Source organism: Streptomyces sp. NPDC001153, assembly GCF_053598315.1.
Genome location: NZ_JBSFJZ010000003.1, coordinates 324,417 through 340,882, shown reverse-complemented (window position 1 = coordinate 340,882; position 16,466 = coordinate 324,417). Strand labels below are relative to the sequence as shown.

17 protein-coding genes and 1 pseudogene are annotated in these 16,466 nt (G+C 72.1%); 11 read left to right on the top strand and 7 right to left on the bottom strand.

Going from position 1 to position 16,466, the window contains the following annotated elements; genetic code table 11:
• On the bottom strand, nt 1-1,139 hold a 1,139-nt coding region (locus ACWDEN_RS05220), incomplete at its 3' end, for a cytochrome c oxidase subunit I (RefSeq protein WP_450857309.1).
• Between the two features lie 106 nt (nt 1,140-1,245).
• Here ACWDEN_RS05220 and ACWDEN_RS05215 point away from each other — a divergent pair.
• A pseudogene (locus ACWDEN_RS05215) lies at nt 1,246-1,749 on the top strand (RNA polymerase sigma factor); the annotation flags it as partial.
• A gap of 301 nt (nt 1,750-2,050) precedes the next feature.
• Nucleotides 2,051-3,040, top strand: coding sequence for a CU044_5270 family protein (locus ACWDEN_RS05210; protein ID WP_450857307.1), 990 nt, complete (start codon nt 2,051-2,053; stop codon nt 3,038-3,040).
• 138 nt (nt 3,041-3,178) lie between these two features.
• Here ACWDEN_RS05210 and ACWDEN_RS05205 read toward each other — a convergent pair whose 3' ends face one another.
• Nucleotides 3,179-4,042, bottom strand: coding sequence for a hypothetical protein (locus ACWDEN_RS05205; protein WP_450857332.1), 864 nt, complete (start codon nt 4,040-4,042; stop codon nt 3,179-3,181).
• On the opposite strand from ACWDEN_RS05205, the gene ACWDEN_RS05200 reads away from it, so the two are divergent.
• Nucleotides 4,003-4,545: a MarR family winged helix-turn-helix transcriptional regulator gene (locus ACWDEN_RS05200; RefSeq protein WP_450857328.1), complete on the top strand. Its 543-nt coding sequence runs from the start codon at nt 4,003-4,005 to the stop codon at nt 4,543-4,545. The genes ACWDEN_RS05205 and ACWDEN_RS05200 overlap by 40 nt on opposite strands.
• 49 nt (nt 4,546-4,594) lie before the next feature.
• Here the strand turns inward: ACWDEN_RS05200 and ACWDEN_RS05195 are convergent, their stop codons facing one another.
• Together ACWDEN_RS05195 and ACWDEN_RS05190 are read right to left on the bottom strand one after the other, a co-directional pair.
• The gene (locus tag ACWDEN_RS05195) at nt 4,595-4,960 is read right to left on the bottom strand and encodes a nuclear transport factor 2 family protein (RefSeq protein ID WP_450857305.1); all 366 of its coding nucleotides are present in this window, start codon (nt 4,958-4,960) and stop codon (nt 4,595-4,597) included.
• Between the two features lie 153 nt (nt 4,961-5,113).
• Entirely contained in the window at nt 5,114-5,905 is a 792-nt protein-coding gene (locus ACWDEN_RS05190; protein WP_450857304.1) for an acyltransferase domain-containing protein, read from the bottom strand.
• Between the two features lie 237 nt (nt 5,906-6,142).
• On the opposite strand from ACWDEN_RS05190, the gene ACWDEN_RS05185 reads away from it, so the two are divergent.
• From ACWDEN_RS05185 to ACWDEN_RS05170, 4 genes are all read left to right on the top strand, one after another.
• On the top strand, nt 6,143-7,231 hold the full coding sequence (locus ACWDEN_RS05185) for an S-(hydroxymethyl)mycothiol dehydrogenase (RefSeq protein WP_450857302.1): 1,089 nt from the start codon (nt 6,143-6,145) through the stop codon (nt 7,229-7,231).
• Nucleotides 7,231-7,860, top strand: coding sequence for an MBL fold metallo-hydrolase (locus ACWDEN_RS05180; RefSeq protein ID WP_351618490.1), 630 nt, complete (start codon nt 7,231-7,233; stop codon nt 7,858-7,860). The genes ACWDEN_RS05185 and ACWDEN_RS05180 overlap by 1 nt, the downstream gene beginning before the upstream one ends.
• Before the next feature lie 94 nt (nt 7,861-7,954).
• Nucleotides 7,955-8,869, top strand: a complete 915-nt coding sequence (locus tag ACWDEN_RS05175; RefSeq protein WP_450857299.1) for an SDR family oxidoreductase — start codon at nt 7,955-7,957, stop codon at nt 8,867-8,869.
• A 31-nt stretch (nt 8,870-8,900) separates the two neighbouring features.
• On the top strand, nt 8,901-9,689 hold the full coding sequence (locus ACWDEN_RS05170) for an SDR family NAD(P)-dependent oxidoreductase (RefSeq protein ID WP_450857297.1): 789 nt from the start codon (nt 8,901-8,903) through the stop codon (nt 9,687-9,689).
• 4 nt (nt 9,690-9,693) lie between these two features.
• Here ACWDEN_RS05170 and ACWDEN_RS05165 read toward each other — a convergent pair whose 3' ends face one another.
• Complete coding sequence (locus ACWDEN_RS05165; protein ID WP_450857295.1) at nt 9,694-11,082, bottom strand: pyridoxal phosphate-dependent decarboxylase family protein; 1,389 nt, start codon at nt 11,080-11,082, stop codon at nt 9,694-9,696.
• Between the two features lie 165 nt (nt 11,083-11,247).
• A complete protein-coding gene (locus ACWDEN_RS05160) occupies nt 11,248-12,150 on the bottom strand; it encodes a LysR family transcriptional regulator (RefSeq protein WP_450857294.1) in 903 nt (300 codons plus the stop codon).
• 71 nt (nt 12,151-12,221) lie between these two features.
• On the opposite strand from ACWDEN_RS05160, the gene ACWDEN_RS05155 reads away from it, so the two are divergent.
• Together ACWDEN_RS05155 and ACWDEN_RS05150 are read left to right on the top strand one after the other, a co-directional pair.
• On the top strand, nt 12,222-12,872 hold the full coding sequence (locus tag ACWDEN_RS05155; RefSeq protein WP_450857292.1) for a maleylpyruvate isomerase family mycothiol-dependent enzyme: 651 nt from the start codon (nt 12,222-12,224) through the stop codon (nt 12,870-12,872).
• A 112-nt stretch (nt 12,873-12,984) separates the two neighbouring features.
• Nucleotides 12,985-13,680, top strand: a complete 696-nt coding sequence (locus ACWDEN_RS05150) for a L,D-transpeptidase family protein (RefSeq protein ID WP_351618508.1) — start codon at nt 12,985-12,987, stop codon at nt 13,678-13,680.
• Nucleotides 13,681-13,699: 19 nt separating this feature from the next.
• Here the strand turns inward: ACWDEN_RS05150 and ACWDEN_RS05145 are convergent, their stop codons facing one another.
• A complete protein-coding gene (locus tag ACWDEN_RS05145) occupies nt 13,700-14,902 on the bottom strand; it encodes a Gfo/Idh/MocA family protein (RefSeq protein WP_450857290.1) in 1,203 nt (400 codons plus the stop codon).
• Nucleotides 14,903-15,029: 127 nt separating this feature from the next.
• Here ACWDEN_RS05145 and ACWDEN_RS05140 point away from each other — a divergent pair, with 127 nt between their 5' ends.
• Nucleotides 15,030-16,178, top strand: coding sequence for an ROK family protein (locus ACWDEN_RS05140; RefSeq protein ID WP_450857288.1), 1,149 nt, complete (start codon nt 15,030-15,032; stop codon nt 16,176-16,178).
• Between the two features lie 99 nt (nt 16,179-16,277).
• Nucleotides 16,278-16,463, top strand: a complete 186-nt coding sequence (locus ACWDEN_RS05135) for a hypothetical protein (RefSeq protein WP_351618515.1) — start codon at nt 16,278-16,280, stop codon at nt 16,461-16,463.
• Nucleotides 16,464-16,466: the final 3 nt, after the last annotated feature.

Genomic DNA, 16,466 nt, shown 5'->3' with positions numbered 1-16,466 from the left:
GCCACCACGAAGTACGAGTCGGAGACGTGGAAGTCCATCGGGGGCGAGGCCAGGATGACACCGGTCAGACCACCGAACGTGAAGGTGATCAGGAATCCCATCACCCAGAGCATCGGCGTCTCGAAGGACAGCGAGCCCTTCCACATCGTGCCGATCCAGTTGAAGAACTTCACACCGGTCGGTACGGCGATCAGGAACGTCATGAAGGAGAAGAAGGGCAGCAGCACACCGCCGGTGACGTACATGTGGTGGGCCCACACGGTCACGGACAGACCGGCGATGGAGATGGTCGCGGCGATCAGGCCCATGTAGCCGAACATCGGCTTGCGGGAGAACACCGGGATCACTTCGCTGATGATGCCGAAGAACGGCAGCGCGATGATGTACACCTCTGGGTGTCCGAAGAACCAGAAGAGGTGTTGCCACAGCAGGGCTCCGCCGTTGGTGGCGTCGAAGACGTGGGCACCGAACTTGCGGTCCGCCTCCAGGGCGAACAGCGCGGCCGCCAGGACCGGGAAGGCCAGCAGGACCAGGACACCGGTCAGCAGCACGTTCCACACGAAGATCGGCATGCGGAACATGGTCATGCCCGGGGCGCGCATGCAGATGATCGTGGTGATGAAGTTGAGCGAGCCGAGGATGGTGCCGAAGCCGGACATGGCCAGACCCGTGATCCACATGTCGGCGCCGACACCCGGGGAGCGGACCGCGTCCGACAGCGGGGAGTAGGCGAACCAGCCGAAGTCGGCCGCGCCCTGCGGGGTGAGGAAGCCGCCCACCGCGATCAGCGAGCCGAACAGGTACAGCCAGTAGGCGAACATGTTCAGCCGGGGGAACGCCACGTCGGGCGCGCCGATCTGCAGCGGCATGATCCAGTTCGCGAAGCCGGCGAACAGCGGCGTCGCGAACATCAGCAGCATGATCGTGCCGTGCATCGTGAACGCCTGGTTGAACTGCTCGTTCGACATGATCTGCAGGCCGGGACGGGCCAGCTCGGCGCGCATGATCAGTGCCATCACGCCACCGATCAGGAAGAACCCGAACGCGGTGACCAAATAGAGGGTCCCGATCGTCTTGTGATCGGTGGTCGTCAGCCACCGCACGGCGCGGATGCCCCTGAAGTCTCTGATCCTCTTCACGCCCCGCCTGTGTACGCGCCCGGCCCGCCGGTCACACTCGGACGACGCGAGAAGCATCACGGAAAAACGGTGTGACGATCCGGACGGTGCCGGACACGAACGGAACATGAGCAACGACGAGATCTTCGCCGCTGCCTATCGCGAGCACTACTGGGCCGTCAGCCGCTATGTCGCGCGGCGACTGCCCGGACGGGCCGACGAGGTGGAGGAAGTGGTGGCGGAGGTGTTCACGGTCGCCTGGCGGCGCCGGCGCGACCTGCCGGACGCGCCGCTGCCCTGGCTGTACGGGGTGGCCCGCAACTGCCTGGCGAACGCGGTACGCGGCTACGGGCGGCGGCGCCGGCTGGTGGACCGATTGGGCAACGACGAGGCCGCCCACGGCCGGCACATCGTGGACAGCCCGGACGCGGAGACGCCCGGCGCCTGGGTGCACGAGGCCCTGGACCGGCTCTCCCCGGCCGACCAGGAGGTCCTGCGCCTCGCGGCCTGGGAGGAACTCGACGCCGCGCAGATCGCGGTCGCCCTGGGCTGCGGCGGACGCGCGGCGACGATGCGCCTGCACCGCGCCCGCCGCCGGCTGCGGGCCGAGATCGACCGCATGCGCCCGGCACCGCCCGCGAGGGCATCGGTCCCCGAGCAGCGTGCGCGTCCCGCGGCGCCGGACGGCGTGCCGCGTCCCGAGCAGCCTTCCGAGGCATCGGACGGTGTGGCGCTCGCCGGGCGTCGGTCGGGACCCGGCACGTCCTTGCACGCGTCGCAGTCCGGGCATCGCACGCCCCCGGTGACGCCGACGACCGCCTCACCGTCGACGGAGGTGAGCGGGGAAGGCGCCCAGCCGGCATTTCCATCCCGTCCCGGCGACTCCGCTTCCGCCGCCCCCGTCGGCGTACCCCTGCGCAAGGACCACCGCGATGACTGACGAACTCGACCTCCTGCGCCGTGCCGACCCGGTACCGGCCTACGGCCCGTACTTCGGTGACGGTCCGCTCGACCACGGCGCCGAGCGGCGGCTGGAGCTGCTGCTCGGCGAGGACGAACGCCGTCCCGCCCCGCTCCGCACCCCGCGCCCCCGGCTGTGGTGGGGCCTGGCCGCCACCGCCGTCGTGCTGGCCACCACGCTCACCGCGCTGCTCGGCGGCCCGGGCAGTCCGCCCGCCGTGGCCGCGCCCCGCCCGCTGGCCGTGCGCGCCCACTCCACGGCCGTACCGCTGGACGGGATGGCCCAACTGGCCGCCGCGGCCGCCACGGGCGGTTCGCCCGGCCTGCGCAAGGGCACCCATGTGCAGTCCTGGAGCCTCGGCATGAGCGACGACAGGCCGCCGGTGACCCTCCCCGAGGAGCGCGTGGTGCGGTGGAGCGCCGACGACAGCCACACCGAGCTCGTCGTGGCGACCGACCCGCGCCACCCGGGCCGCCCGGTCCTCAGCGACGAGGGCGGCGCGCCGCACACGGTGGCGGACGGCCACGTGCTGAGCCGGACCACCTACCCGCCGAGCTGGAGCGACGCCCCGCCCGAGGCGCGGCCCCCGCACGCGCCGTCCGCCCTGCGGGGCTACCTCGCCGAGACCGCCCGCACCGCCACCGGCTCCCTGACGACGTCCGAACTCCTCGACGCCGTGCAGGAGTTGCTGGACCACTGGACACTCGGTGCCCGGGAGTCCGCCGCGCTGGTCCGGATCCTCGCCGACGCCAAGGGCCTGCGCCCCGCCGGGCAGGTGACGGACCGGCTCGGGCGGCCGGGGGAGGCGTACACGTACGACGTCCCCGGCGCCCGGCGCATGCTCATCCTCGATCCGCGCACCGGCAGCGTCCTCGGCCTCGAGACCACCTTCACCCGGGACGACCCCCGGTACGGGGTGAAGGCCGGGGACGTGATGGAGTACAGCGCCTGGATGCGCTGACCCCCGTGGACCGCCCCCTCGGTGGTCGTGGTGGCGGGCAGGGCCACGTGCCGGGAGACGATGACGGCCTCGCGGCGGCGGTTCTGCTTCGGGGCCCCACGGGCCCGGCTCCAGGGTCACCGAGGGGGTGTACGAGGTTCAGGCCGCGTCCGTGGGACCGGGTGCCGTGGGATCGGACCCGGCGAGGAAGGCGGCCGCCTGGGCGCCCAGGCGGTGCGCGCCGATGGCCTCGGCCCAGCGCACGATCTCCGAGGCCAGTGCCCGGGCGCCCGCCTCGTCACCGGCGTCGCGGGCCAGCACCGCCGGCAGCAGCTGCTGCGAGAGGGTGCCGGGCACCGTCCCGGCCCGGGCGCCCAGCGCGGTGGCCCGGCGCCGGCGCTCCGTGGCTCGCTCGAGGTCGCCCGCGTCACGGTCCTGGTCTCCGAGGTGCCGCAGCGCCTCGCGGGCCAGCAGACCGTCGCCACCGTTCTCTCCGGCGCGAAGAGCGGCCGTGTAGTGCCCGTTGGCGGCCTTCCGGTCGGCGTAGTGGTTCTCCGCGATCAGCCCGCGGTACATCGCCGCCCAGCCCCGGTGCAGCTCGTCCGGGGCGGCGTCGTGCAGTTCCCGTGCCCGGTCGTGGAGGCGGGCGAGCGCGTAGGGGTCCTTGCCCTCCGGGCCCATGCGCAGAGCGCCGTCGATCAGGAGCAGCCGGGCGTAGGAGTGCCGGAGCCGCAGGAAGTCCGTGTCCCAGTCGCCGTCCGGAAACTCCCTCTCGGCCGCCGCGATCGGCTCGGCGGCGGTGTCCGTTCCGGCGAACCAGTCCTGGTCCAGGGCGACTTCGGCGGACGCCCGGAAATCATTCGGGCGTGGGCCGCGGGCTCGTCGGCGGTGGCCGCGGTCAGCAGCCGCGCGGCCCGCTCCCAGCGGCCCGTGATGCTCAACTTCCTGGCGGCAGAAAGGATTTCCTCGACATCGACGAAGGCGTGCGCTGCAGGTGTCATGGCGGGCAAGGTAGTTATGCAAAAAATGATCCACAAGAAAACCACTGCGGGAGGCAGACAGTGCAGGACTCGGTGGACCGTGCTTCAGGCCGTCGGAGTCCAGCACGGCCCGACGGGCCTGGGTGGTGTGGCGCGCAGTACAAAGTGCTGTTGATGCTGCGCAGGTCCGGGCCGCCCTACGAGGCCGGCCCCGCACAGCTGGCCGACCGGCTCGGGCTGACCCGGGGCGCGCTGTCGGCACGGCTCGGGTCCGTCGAGGAGGCCGGGCTGATCACCCGTACCCATGAGACCGGTGACCGCCGGCGCGTGCGGGTCCGGCTCACCGAGGCCGGCCATGCCGCGTTCGAAGCACACGCGGCAGCGGAGGACGCGGGCGAAGGCACACTGCTCTCAGCGCTGACCGAATCAGAGCGGCGCACACTGGCGGACCTGCTGCGCAAGCTGGTGCCGGCCGCCGAGGGCGAGCCCGGGGCATCCGCCCCAGACTCGCCCGCGCCGAGAAGGTCCAGGTCAGCCGGGAGGTGATGCGGACCCTCGCGTAGCTCCTTCCGGCGCCTGTCATGCCGGGGTGTGTCTACTCGTCCCAGGCCTGGATGATCAGCTGGTCGGCTATCTTGCCGTCGCGCAACGTGACCATCGACTCGGCGAGGACGCGGGTGCCGTCCCCGTACTGGCAGGACTCACTGAACGCGGCATGATCGCCCTGCACGACGCACCGGTCCAGCTTGTGTGTCATGTCGCGGCTGTAGACGTCGTCCAGCAACTCGGCGATCTGACCCCGGCCGCGCAGGACGGTGGGGTGGCTGGGCTGGTTGTTGCGGTCGACGATGCGGATCTCCGCGTCGTCGGCGTAGAGCGACAGAAGGGTGTTCCCCGTGTTCCCTTCTATTCCCCGGCGCAGTGTCTCGATGTCGAAGGCGGAACCTGTCGCGGTGCCCATGGGTGACCTCCTTCGGGCGTCGCCCGGCCCGGCGGGGCGCGGACCGCACGGACGCCCACCCTTCGAGACTGCTCCGGCCCGGCGGCCACGGCAAGCGCAGACGGCGGCCCTGGCCGCATGGGTCAGCGCGGGCCGCCGTCCGTGTCCGGGGCCTCACCGCCGTACGGCCCCGGAGCCGGTGCCCGGCCCCGAGCGCAGCGCCGCCCAGTCGCGGGACAGCGCGAAAGCCGAGGCCGCACCGCCCGGAAGGCAGTCCGGGAGACAGTCCGGGAGCAGGCGGGTGAGCCGGTCGCCCGGGCCCAGTTCCAGCCAGGTGCGCACTCCGTCGCGGTGCAGCAGGCCCACCGCCTCGGCGAACCGCAGCGGTGCGCGCTGCAGCCAGAACTCCGGCTCGGCGGTCTCCGCGCCCACCGGACGGGCGGTGATGTCGGACACCAGCGGGAGGCGCGGCGCACACGGGTGGAGCGTGGCGAGGGTGCGGCCGTAGGCGTCGAGGACGCCGTCCGGGCGCGCGGAGCGCGGCTCGGGGTCCGCCCGCCCGCCCAGGAGCCGGGCCAGGGTGCCGACCGCGTGACAGGCGTCCGCCAGCGAGAAGACGCCCGCGGCGTACGCGGCGGCCATCCGTCCGGCCGCCTGCCCGAACACCACGTCCGGCAGGACGCCCCAGCTGCGCAGCAACCGGTACTGCGCCACCTGGAGCGCGAACACCGCGGGCCCGGCGAACGACTCCCGCTCCAGCAGCGCGGCCGTACGCGTGCCGTCGTCCGCGAACATCACGGATTTCAGCGGGAGTTCGAGATACGGATCGAGCCGCCCGCAGATGTCGTCCAGGGCATCGGTGAACTCCGGGAAGGCGTCCCCGAGTTCACGTCCCGTTCCGGGGCGCGGCGCTGCGCCGGCCGAGAAAAGGAATGCGATGCGTCCTTTGCGGGCTTCGATGGGCATGCCCCCCATTGAGGCACGCCCGGGTCGATGCACACACCAGGCGAACTCATGCACCCTGCAAAAAGATTGCCATCATGGAATGACTTTATTCGGTCAAATTCTTACCGGAGAGCGGATCATTTCCTATGTAATCCGCCCGGCGGCCGGAAAGATCCACGATCACGGCCGTGGTCCGCCCGCTACCGGCCGGTCGCGCATAGGGTCGGCGGCGAAGGCATTCGAGGAAGGGGCCAGACCATGGCGCAGGAAGTGCGCGGCGTGATCGCACCGGGGAAGGACGAGCCCGTACGGGTCGAGACGATCGTGGTACCGGACCCGGGGCCGGGCGAGGCCGTGGTGCGCGTCCAGGCCTGCGGCGTCTGCCATACCGACCTGCACTACAAGCAGGGCGGCATCTCGGACGACTTCCCCTTCCTCCTCGGCCATGAGGCCGCCGGTGTCGTGGAGGCGGTCGGCGAGGGCGTGAGCGATGTCGCGCCCGGTGACTTCGTCGTCCTCAACTGGCGTGCCGTGTGCGGCAACTGCCGGGCCTGTCTGCGCGGCCGGCCCTGGTACTGCTTCGACACGCACAACGCGCGGCAGAAGATGGCCCTCGCGGCCACCGGCCAGGAGCTGTCCCCGGCCCTCGGCATCGGCGCGTTCGCCGAGAAGACGCTCGTCGCCGCCGGCCAGTGCACCAAGGTCGACCCGGCCGTCTCCCCGGCGGTCGCCGGCCTGCTGGGCTGCGGGGTCATGGCCGGTATCGGCGCCGCCATCAACACCGGCGGTGTCGGGCGGGGCGACTCGGTCGCGGTCATCGGATGCGGCGGGGTCGGTGACGCGGCGATCGCCGGGGCGAACCTCGCCGGCGCGGCGAAGATCATCGCCGTGGACATCGACGGCCGCAAGCTGGAGAAGGCCCGCACCCTGGGCGCCACCCACACCGTCAACTCCAAGGAGAGCGACCCGGTCGCGGCGATCCGTGAGCTGACCGGCGGTTTCGGCGCCGACGTCGTCATCGAGGCCGTCGGCCGCCCGGAGACGTACCAGCAGGCCTTCTACGCCCGCGACCTCGCAGGCACCGTCGTCCTCGTCGGCGTCCCCACTCCCGAGATGAAGCTCGAACTGCCCCTGCTGGACGTCTTCGGCCGCGGCGGCGCCCTGAAGTCCAGCTGGTACGGCGACTGTCTGCCCTCCCGCGACTTCCCGATGCTCATCGACCTGCACCTGCAGGGGCGGCTGCCGCTCGACGCGTTCGTCACCGAGACCGTCCAGCTCGGCGAGGTGGAGAAGGCGTTCGAGCGGATGCACCACGGCGACGTGCTGCGATCCGTGGTGGTGTTCTGATGACCGTACGCATCGAACGCCTCGTCACCTCCGGGCAGTTCACGCTCGACGGCGGCACCTGGGACGTCGAGAACAACGTGTGGATCGTCGGCGACGAGCGGGAGGTGATCGTCATCGACGCCGCCCACGACGCCGAGGCCATCGCCCGCGCCGTCGACGACCGGCGCCTGATCGCCATCGTGTGCACGCACGCCCACAACGACCACGTCAACGCCGCACCGGCACTCGCCGACCTGACCGGCGCCACCATCTGGCTGCACCCCGACGACCTGCCGCTGTGGAAGACGACCCATCCGCACCGCGACCCCGACCGGCACCTCCTGGACGGCCAGGTCATCGAGGCGGCCGGCGCCGACCTGACCGTGCTGCACACCCCGGGCCACGCCCCCGGCGCCGTCTGCCTGTACGACCCCGGGCTCGGCACCGTCTTCACCGGGGACACCCTCTTCCAGGGCGGCCCGGGCGCCACCGGACGCACCTACTCGCACTTCCCGACCATCATCGACTCCATCCGCGACAAGCTCCTCACCCTCCCGCCGGAGACCAAGGTCCTCACCGGCCACGGCGAGCCCACCACCATCGGAGCCGAGGCACCGCACCTGGAGGAGTGGATCAGGCGTGGACACTGAGACCGCGCCGGCAATCCCGACAGAAGATGTCGGGTTTTCCCGTGACAGTGGACGGCGACAGCAGTCGCAGTCGCACGCGCACGGGAGGCCGGACATGTCAGGACCGCTGCAGGACAGGGTGGCGCTGGTCGCGGGGGCGACCCGGGGTGCCGGACGCGGCATCGCCGTGGAACTCGGCGCGGCCGGCGCCACCGTCTACGTCACCGGCCGCAGCACCCGGGAGCGCCGCTCCGAGTACGACCGCCCCGAGACCATCGAGGACACCGCCGACCTCGTCACCGCGGCCGGCGGACACGGCATCGCCGTCGCCGCCGACCATCTGGAGCAGTCCGCCGTACGAGACCTGGTGGAGCGCATCGATCGCGAACAGGGCCGCCTCGACATCCTCGTCAACGACATCTGGGGCGGCGAGAAACTCTTCGAGTGGGACACACCGGTCTGGGAGCACGATCTCGCGGCCGGGCTCAGACTGCTCCGGCTCGCGGTGGAGACACACGCGATCACCAGCCACTTCGCGCTGCCGCTCCTGCTGCGGCACCCCGGTGGCCTGGTCGTGGAGGTGACCGACGGCACCGCCGACCACAACCGCGACACCTACCGCGTGAACTTCTTCTACGACCTCGCCAAGGCCTCCGTCCTGCGCATGGCCTTCGCCCTCGGCCACGAACTCGGCCCGCGCGGCGCCACCGCGCTCGCCCTGACCCCGGGCTGGCTGCGCTCGGAGCTGATGCTCGACGCGTACGGCGTCCGCGAGGACAACTGGCGCGACGCCCTCGAGCGCGAACCGCACTTCGCCGTCTCGGAGACCCCGCGCTATGTCGGCCGCGCCGTCGCCGCCCTGGCCGCCGACCCCGGCGTGGCCCGCTTCAACGGGCAGTCGCTCTCCAGCGGCCAACTCGCCCGGGAGTACGGCTTCACCGACCTCGACGGCAGCCGGCCCGACGCCTGGCGGTACCTGGTCGAGGTGCAGGACGCGGGCAAGCCGGCCGACGTCACCGGATACCGGTGACCGCACGCCCGCGGGGCCGTACGGTCACCGCATGACGGATCACACCCGCTTCGCAGGACACGGAGTTCTCGTCACGGGCGCGGCCCGCGGGATCGGCGCCGCCGTCGCGAGGAGGCTCGCCGAGGAGGGCGGACGGGTCCTGGCCACCGACCGGGACCTTCCCGAGGCCGAGCATGCCGCCGCCTCCTTGCGCCGACAGGGCCTGGCCGTCGAGGCGTCGGCGTGCGACATCGCCGACCGCGCCTCGGTGGAGGCGGCCGTCGCCCACGCCGTCGCCGCGTTCGGCTCGCTCGACGTGCTGGTCAACTGCGCCGCCCACTGCACCCCGGACGCCCCGCTCTTCGAGGACGAGTCCGACGACACGTGGGCGCTCGACCTCGACGTCACCCTCACCGGCGCCTACCGCTGCTGCCGCGCCGCCCTGCCGCACCTGGCCGCCTCCGGACGCGGCGCGATCGTCAGCATCGGCTCCGTCAACGGGCTGCAGGACTTCGGCAACCACGCCTACAGCGCCGCCAAGGCCGGTCTCGGCTCGCTCACCCGCACTCTGGCCGGGCATGCGGCGGGCCGGGGCGTGCGGGTGAACCTCGTGGTGCCGGGCACGGTCCGCACCTCGGCGTGGGAGGGCCGTGAGGACGAACTCGACGCCATCCGCCGTCTCCACCCCCTCGGCCGGGTCGGCGAGCCCGAGGACATCGCCGCCGCGGTCGCCTTCCTCGCCTCCCGCGACGCCGCGTGGATCACCGGCACCACCCTGGTGGTCGACGGCGGGCTCACCGCGGTGCACACCGGTTTCCGCGCGGCCGTACGGCACCCCTGAGCCGTCAGCCCGAGGCCGCCGCCAGCACCCGCAGCACCCGCTCGGTGTCGGCCTCGGTGGTGCGCCAGTTGCTGAACGCGGCCCGCAGCCCGGCCACCGCGCCGTACACGGTCGGCGTCACATACGCCTCCCCCGAATCGGCGACCGCCCGGGCCAGCGCGTCGACCCGCTCCTGCGTGGGGTCCTCGGCGAGGGTGAAGCAGACGACGTTGAGCCGGACCGGGGCCAGCAGGCGCAGGCCTGGCAGCGCGTCGATGCCCGCGCCGAGCCGGCGGGCCAGGGCCACGTTCCGTTCGACGATCTCCCGGTGCCCGGCGCGTCCGTAGGCCACCAGCGAGAACCACGCGGGCAGCGCGCGCAGCCGCCGGGAGTTCTCCGGGGTCAGATGCACGAAGTCGGGCTCGCCGACGGGCAGGCCGAGATAGGGGGAGGCGTTGTGGAACACCCTCACCTGAAGGTCGCGGCGCCGGGTGAACTGCACGGCCGCGTCGTAGGGGACGTTGAGCCACTTGTGCAGGTCCACGCAGACCGAGTCGGCCGCGTCGAGACCGTCGACCAGCGCGGCGTACTCGGGGGAGAGCGCGGCGAAACCGCCGAACGCGGCATCGACGTGCAGCCAGAAGTCGTACGTCTCCTTCAGCGCGGCGATGGCCCGCAGATCGTCGAAGTCGACGGTGTTCACGGTGCCCGCGTTCGCCACGACGATCGCCGGCCGGCCTTTGAGCCGGGCCAGCTCCGCCTCCAGCGCGGCCACGTCCACGGCCTCCCGGTTGCCGGGCAGCAACGGCACCGGCCGCAGCCGGTCCCGGCCGATGCCCAGCACCGACATCGCCTTGGTCACGCTGGAGTGCGGGCTGCCGGAGAGCACCTCGACCGGGCCGAGCGCCGTCGCGCCCTCCCGAGAGACATCCACGCCGAGCCGCTCGCCGAGCCACTCCCGGCCGATCGCCAGACCGACGGTGTTGGAGGCGGTCGCCCCCGTCACGAACGCGCCGCTGTGCGCCTCGCCCAGCCCGAACAGCTCGCGCAGCCAGGCCACCGTCTCCCGCTCCAGCTCCTGCGCCCACGAACCGCCCGCTCCGGACAGGTTCTGGTCGAACGCGGACGTCAGCCAGTCACCGGCGACGGACGCGGGAGTCGCACCGCCGGTGACGAAGCCCAGGTAGCGGGGACCGGCGGAGCCGGAGAAGCCGGGCGCCCACCGTTCGGCGAACCGCGCCAGAGCCGCGTCTCCGCCCGCGCCGTCCTCCGGCAGCGGAGTACGCGCGGGGGCTTTTCCAGGAGCGGCAACCAGGCGCTCGGCGACCCCCACCGCTTCACGGGCGGCGAAGTCACGGGCGGACTGGAGCAGTTCGGGGAGCCGGGAGAGGTCGTCGGCGAGGGTGGGGTGCATGTGCCGCAGCCTAGAGGGACGGGGAAGCCGCGGGCCCGGTCCAATTCCGGGGAACTGGACTGGTCGGGGGCGGGGCCGGCGACGCACGCCCCGAAGGGGCGCGGGGAACAGCGCGACCAGCCACGACGCACCCGTGCACGACAACGGCGAGACCCCCTGCGGCGCTCACCCGCCCCCGCCCATCCCCTCCCGCAGCCGCCTCAGAAGTTCCCGAGCCGCCGGCAGCATAGGCCCCTCCGCCCGCCACGCCAGGACCACCCTGCCGCGTGCCCGGGGGTCCTGCAGAGGGAGGACGGGGAGGCCCGGCCGGGGGACAAGGCCGGGCAGGACGGCAACCCCGAGCCCGCGAGCCGCCAGTCGGCCCAACGCGTCCGGGGTCGCCGCCTCGAAAGCGATCCGCGGCCGGAAACCCGCCTCGGCGCACAGCCGTTCCACCACACCGCGCATGCCGGTTCCGCGCGGCAGGCCGATCAGCCGGTGCCCGCGCAGGGCCGCCGGCGGAACGGCGGCGCAACCGTCGTACGCGGTGAAAAGGGGGTGCCCGGGGACGGCCGCCACGACCAGCGGCTCGTCGATCACCACATGGTGGGCGATGCCCGGCGGCGGCGCCTCCTGCGCGACCCCGGCCACCGCGAGGTCCAGCTCGCCCCGGCGCAGCGCGGCCAGCATCCGGTCCGAGGTGTCCTCGGTGAGCGTGACCTCCACCTGCGGGTGCGCCTCATGGAAGTCCGCCAGCTGCCCGGCCATGTCGAAGGGGTGCGCGAGGGTGCCGGGGACCAGGCCGACGGCGACCCGGCCGCGCAGCAGGCCGCTGTACTCCTCCACGGTCTGCCGCACCCCGTCGACGGCCGCGAGCGCGGCCCGCGCATACGGCAGGACGGCCTCACCCACCTCCGTCGGCCGCACCGAGCGGCCCGAGCGGTCCAGCAGTTGCTGCCCCAACTCTCGCTCCAGCTGCCGCACTTGCGCGCTCAGCCCGGGCTGGGCCAGATGCAGCCGCTCGGCGGCCCGGGTGAATCCGGCCTCCTCCACCACCGTCACGAAGTACCGCAGCTGCCTCAACTCCATAACGGATCATGCTAGATGCCAGACGGACCAGGTCTTGGACTTCCGGCGACGACGTCGACAACCCTGGAGGCATGGGGAAAACAGCACACACCGCAGCGGACAGGGCCGCCACGGCCGCCGCCATCGCCGCTGAACGTCGAGAACTGGCCGATCTCTTCGAGGCGTTGACGCCCGAGCAGTGGAGCGCGCCCAGCCTGTGCGCGGGCTGGCGGGTGCGGGAGGTCGTGGCGCACATGTCGATGGGGTTCCGCTATCCGACCGCGCAGGTGCTGGTGGAACTCGTCAAAGCGCGCGGCAGCCTGCACCGCATGACCGACCGGCTCGCCCGCCGCGACGCGGTCGCCCACCCGGACGCCGTACTCGCCGGGTTCCTGCGCACCCATGCCCGCCACCCCTGGAAGCCGCCCGTCGGCGGGCTCGCCGCGGCCCTCGGCCACGACGTCGTGCACGGCCTGGACGTCACCGTCGCCCTCGGACTGGACCGCGAGGTGCCCGAGGACCGGCTGCGGATCCTGCTGGACGCCGTCGACCCCCGCGCCTTCCGACTCTTCGGCACCGACCTGACCGGTGTGCGGCTGTGCGCGGACGACCTCGACTGGTCCTTCGGCTCAGGCGCCCCGCTGTACGGCCGCGGCCAGGACCTCCTGCTCGTCGCGTACGGCCGCGGCCTCCCCGCCGGCCGGCTGCGCGGCGAGGAGGTTCATCGTTTCGTCACAGCCTGACCGGAACCACAACCCTTCGACCCCCGCGCAGGTCTAGCAGTCCGAGATCGCGGGAATCGCGCAGGGGAGAACCCGGGGCAGGCCCTGGGCGAACAGGGGAGAAGGGTTGTACATGGGGGACACACGCAGACGGGGCATCGTCGCGCTGGGCGTCACGGGACTCGTGGCACCGCTCACGCTCGCCTTCACCGCGGCACCGGCCCAGGCCGCGAGCTGCACCACGCAGACGGGGCCGTACCAGAAGCAGGTCGAGAAGTTCCTCGGCCGGCCGGTCGACGGCAAGCAGTCCGCCGCCGACTGCAGGGCCATCCAGGCCTTCCAGGACAAGCACGGCATCACGCCCGCCATCGGCTACGCCGGACCCGTCACCTGGGGCGTGATGGACCTGATGAACCGGCAGAAGGCCGTCGGGAACGACCCGAACAAGGACGGCGCCTGCCCGGTGAACAAGGGCCGGATCGCCTGCGTGAACCTCACGCTCCAGCTGAGCTGGGTCCAGGACGGCAGGAAGCTCGTCTACGGACCGGTCCCCGTGCGCACCGGCCGCAAGGGCTATGTCACCCGCACCGGGCTGAAGAAGATCTACTGGCGGGACCTCCACCACGTCTCGACCGTCTACAACGTGCCGATGCCCTACAGCCAGTTCTTCGACGGCGGCCAGGCCTTCCACTCGGTGGGCCTGAGCATGTGGAACCCGCCGGGCTCGCACGGCTGCGTCAACATGACGACCAAGGACGCCCAGGCGTACTGGTCGCTGCTGAGGACGGGCGACGACGTCTTCGTCTACGGCCGCAAGCCGGGCACCTGAGCCGTCGTCGCCCGGGCCGTCACTGCTCCGGCGCGTCCCCGAAGTCGGGGATCGGCAGCCGGACGCCGCCCTGCCGTGCCGACTCGTGCGCGATGACGCCCGGCAGGGTGTAGCGAGCGGCCACCCATGCGTTGACCGGCGGAAGCGAACGCGTGTTGACCGCGGTGACGAAGTCGTCCACGAGGAAGTGGTGGCTGCCCTCGTGGCCGTTGTGCAGCCGGTCGAACTCCCGCGGCAGCCTGGACCGGTCGTGCACCGGCGCCGAACCCGAGGTGAAGGCGGCCCGCAGCTCCGGCGCGACGTGCGCCAGGGACGGATCGTCGGGGGCCAGGGTCGCCTTGGGCTCCAGCAGCTCGCTGATGTCCTTCACCCCGTTCTTGTCCTGCCACAGCGCCACCGTGGCCAGCTGTTCCATGCTGGCCTCCGTACCGAAGAACCGGAACCTGGATTCGCGGATGTGCGAGGGGTAGCCGACCCGCCGGAACTCGTTCGTACGGAACGATCCGCCGCCCGCCACCTCGAACAACGCGGTCGCGTTCGACACGTCGTTGTCGAACTGGCTGACCGAACGATCGAAAACGCCGTCGCGGCGATCGTCCCGCACCCCGATCGCCGACACGCTCACCGCGTGCGTCCGCCAGGCCCCGAGCACCCCGCCCACCGAGTGCGTCGGGTACAGCAGCGGCGGATAGCTGGCCGTCGCCTTCCAGTTCTCGCCGCCGCTGTACTGGTAGGCCTCGTAGAAGCCGAGGTCCATGTCGTGGACGTAGTCGCCCTCGGCGTAGAACAGCCGGCCGAAGGCGCCCTGGGCGATCTGGTTGCGGGCGTGCACGGTCGCCGGGTTGTACTGGCTGGTCTCACCCATCATGTACGTCAGCCCGGTCGCCCGTACCGCGCCGATGATCGCGGATATCTCGTCCGAGGTGACCGCCATGGGGACGGCGGAGTAGACGTGCTTGCCCGCGGCGAGGCCCGCCAGGACCAGCGGGCCGTGCGTCCAGCGCTGGGTGAAGACCGCGACCGCGTCGACCGCCGGCGAGTCCAGCATGGCCTCGTACGACGGGAAGGTACCGGCGAGATGCTGCGCGGCGGCGAGCCGCTCGGCCCGCTCGGGCAGCAGGTCGGTGACGTAGACGTCACGGACGCCGGGGTGGGCCTGGAACAGCGTGGCGAACTGACCGGAGAACTGCCCGGCGCCGACGATACCGAGGGAGAAAGTCATGCCGATTACTTTTGATGCGGAAGAATGTGTCCGTCAAGGGGTGGTCCGAAGCTTCTCCAGGGCGCTTGGCGCACGGTAAGGTGGGCTGGTTGCTTCTGATTCGGAAGAAAAGGGAGGGTCGGGTCGCATGACCAGCTGGCTGCCGCTGAGCCCCGCGGAGCGCTCCGTGGCGATCGAGGTGCTCGTGCACGGGCCGCTGTCCCGCACCGAGCTGGCCCGTCGCCTCGGGCTCTCCCAGGGCAGCCTCACCCGGCTGACCAAGCCGCTGCTGGAGTCCGGGCTGCTGGCCGAGGCTCCCGAGGCGGCCGGCCCGTCCCAGGCACGTCAGGGCCGTCCGTCACAGCCACTCGACGTCGTGGCCGACGCCCGCTCCTTCCTCGGCTTCAAGATCACCGGTGACATGGTCTACGGCGTCGTCACCACGTTGCGCAGCGAGGTGACCGGAAGGCTCGACCGGCCGCTCACCACGCACGATCCGGGCGCCGTCGCCGCACTGGTCTCGCAGATGGCGTCCGCCCTGGCCGAGGGGCGCCCCGCCCCCGCGGGTATCGGTATCGGCGCGGGCGGCCTGGTGCGCGAGCGCGCGGTGGTCGCCGAGTCGCCGTTCCTGGGCTGGCGGGACGTGCCGCTCGCCGCGCTGGTCCGGGAGCGCACCGGACTGCCGGTCGTCGTGGAGAACGACGTGGCCGCCCTGGCCGAGGCCGAGACCTGGTTCGGCGCGGGCCGCGGACTCGACCGCTTCGCCGTCCTCACCATCGGCGCCGGCATCGGCTACGGGCTGGTGCTCGGCGGCAGGCGCGTGCCCTTCGCGGAGGACGGCCGCGGCTTCGGCCACCACTGGATCATCGACCCGTACGGCCCGCTCACCCCGGACGGCGCACGCGGCAGCGCCGTGTCGCTGCTCACCATCCCCAGCATCGAGTACCAGATCCGCGCCGCCACCGGCCGTGACACCACCTACGAGGAGATCCTCGCCGGCGCCGCCGCGGGCGAGCCCATGGCCTCGCGGGTGATCGACGAGGCCGCCCGGGCCCTCGGCACCCTGGTCGGGCAGATCTCCAACTTCGCGATGCCGCAGAAGATCCTGCTCGCAGGAGAGGGCGTCGGCCTGATGGACGTGGCCGGGAACACGGTCCGTGAGACGATCGTCGCGCACCGGCATCCGCAGGCCGATCCGGTCGATGTGGAGACGAAGGTGTCCGACTTCCACGACTGGGCGCGCGGCGCCGCGGTGCTGGCGATCCAGGTGCTGGTATTGGGTGAGGGCGCGGTGTGAACTCCCGCCCCGCACTTGACACATCGACGTGATGAGTACCACGTCCGTAATGTCCGCATCGAGTGTACTTACTCACAGCGCCTTCACCCCGATCGGCATATGCTTCACAGCATGTCCACCACTGTTGAAGCCGCCCCCGAGCGCTCGGCCGCGGAGGTCAACGAGGAGATCAGGGCCCTGTGGCGCCGGTCGGGCGGGACACTGACCACCGAGCAGCGCGCGGAGTACCAGCGCCTCGTGATGGAGTGGGCCGCCGTGACCCCGCGGTCGCAGCGAGCGGCCTGACCC

Coding starts and splice junctions, on each gene's coding strand:
- ACWDEN_RS05210 (WP_450857307.1), top strand. CDS start 2,051: ATGACTGACGAACTCGACCTCCTGCGCCGTGCCGACCCGGTACCGGCC.
- ACWDEN_RS05195 (WP_450857305.1), bottom strand. CDS start 4,960: ATGGGCACCGCGACAGGTTCCGCCTTCGACATCGAGACACTGCGCCGG.
- ACWDEN_RS05190 (WP_450857304.1), bottom strand. CDS start 5,905: ATGCCCATCGAAGCCCGCAAAGGACGCATCGCATTCCTTTTCTCGGCC.
- ACWDEN_RS05185 (WP_450857302.1), top strand. CDS start 6,143: ATGGCGCAGGAAGTGCGCGGCGTGATCGCACCGGGGAAGGACGAGCCC.
- ACWDEN_RS05180 (WP_351618490.1), top strand. CDS start 7,231: ATGACCGTACGCATCGAACGCCTCGTCACCTCCGGGCAGTTCACGCTC.
- ACWDEN_RS05175 (WP_450857299.1), top strand. CDS start 7,955: ATGTCAGGACCGCTGCAGGACAGGGTGGCGCTGGTCGCGGGGGCGACC.
- ACWDEN_RS05170 (WP_450857297.1), top strand. CDS start 8,901: ATGACGGATCACACCCGCTTCGCAGGACACGGAGTTCTCGTCACGGGC.
- ACWDEN_RS05165 (WP_450857295.1), bottom strand. CDS start 11,082: ATGCACCCCACCCTCGCCGACGACCTCTCCCGGCTCCCCGAACTGCTC.
- ACWDEN_RS05160 (WP_450857294.1), bottom strand. CDS start 12,150: ATGGAGTTGAGGCAGCTGCGGTACTTCGTGACGGTGGTGGAGGAGGCC.
- ACWDEN_RS05155 (WP_450857292.1), top strand. CDS start 12,222: ATGGGGAAAACAGCACACACCGCAGCGGACAGGGCCGCCACGGCCGCC.
- ACWDEN_RS05150 (WP_351618508.1), top strand. CDS start 12,985: ATGGGGGACACACGCAGACGGGGCATCGTCGCGCTGGGCGTCACGGGA.
- ACWDEN_RS05145 (WP_450857290.1), bottom strand. CDS start 14,902: ATGACTTTCTCCCTCGGTATCGTCGGCGCCGGGCAGTTCTCCGGTCAG.
- ACWDEN_RS05140 (WP_450857288.1), top strand. CDS start 15,030: ATGACCAGCTGGCTGCCGCTGAGCCCCGCGGAGCGCTCCGTGGCGATC.
- ACWDEN_RS05135 (WP_351618515.1), top strand. CDS start 16,278: ATGCTTCACAGCATGTCCACCACTGTTGAAGCCGCCCCCGAGCGCTCG.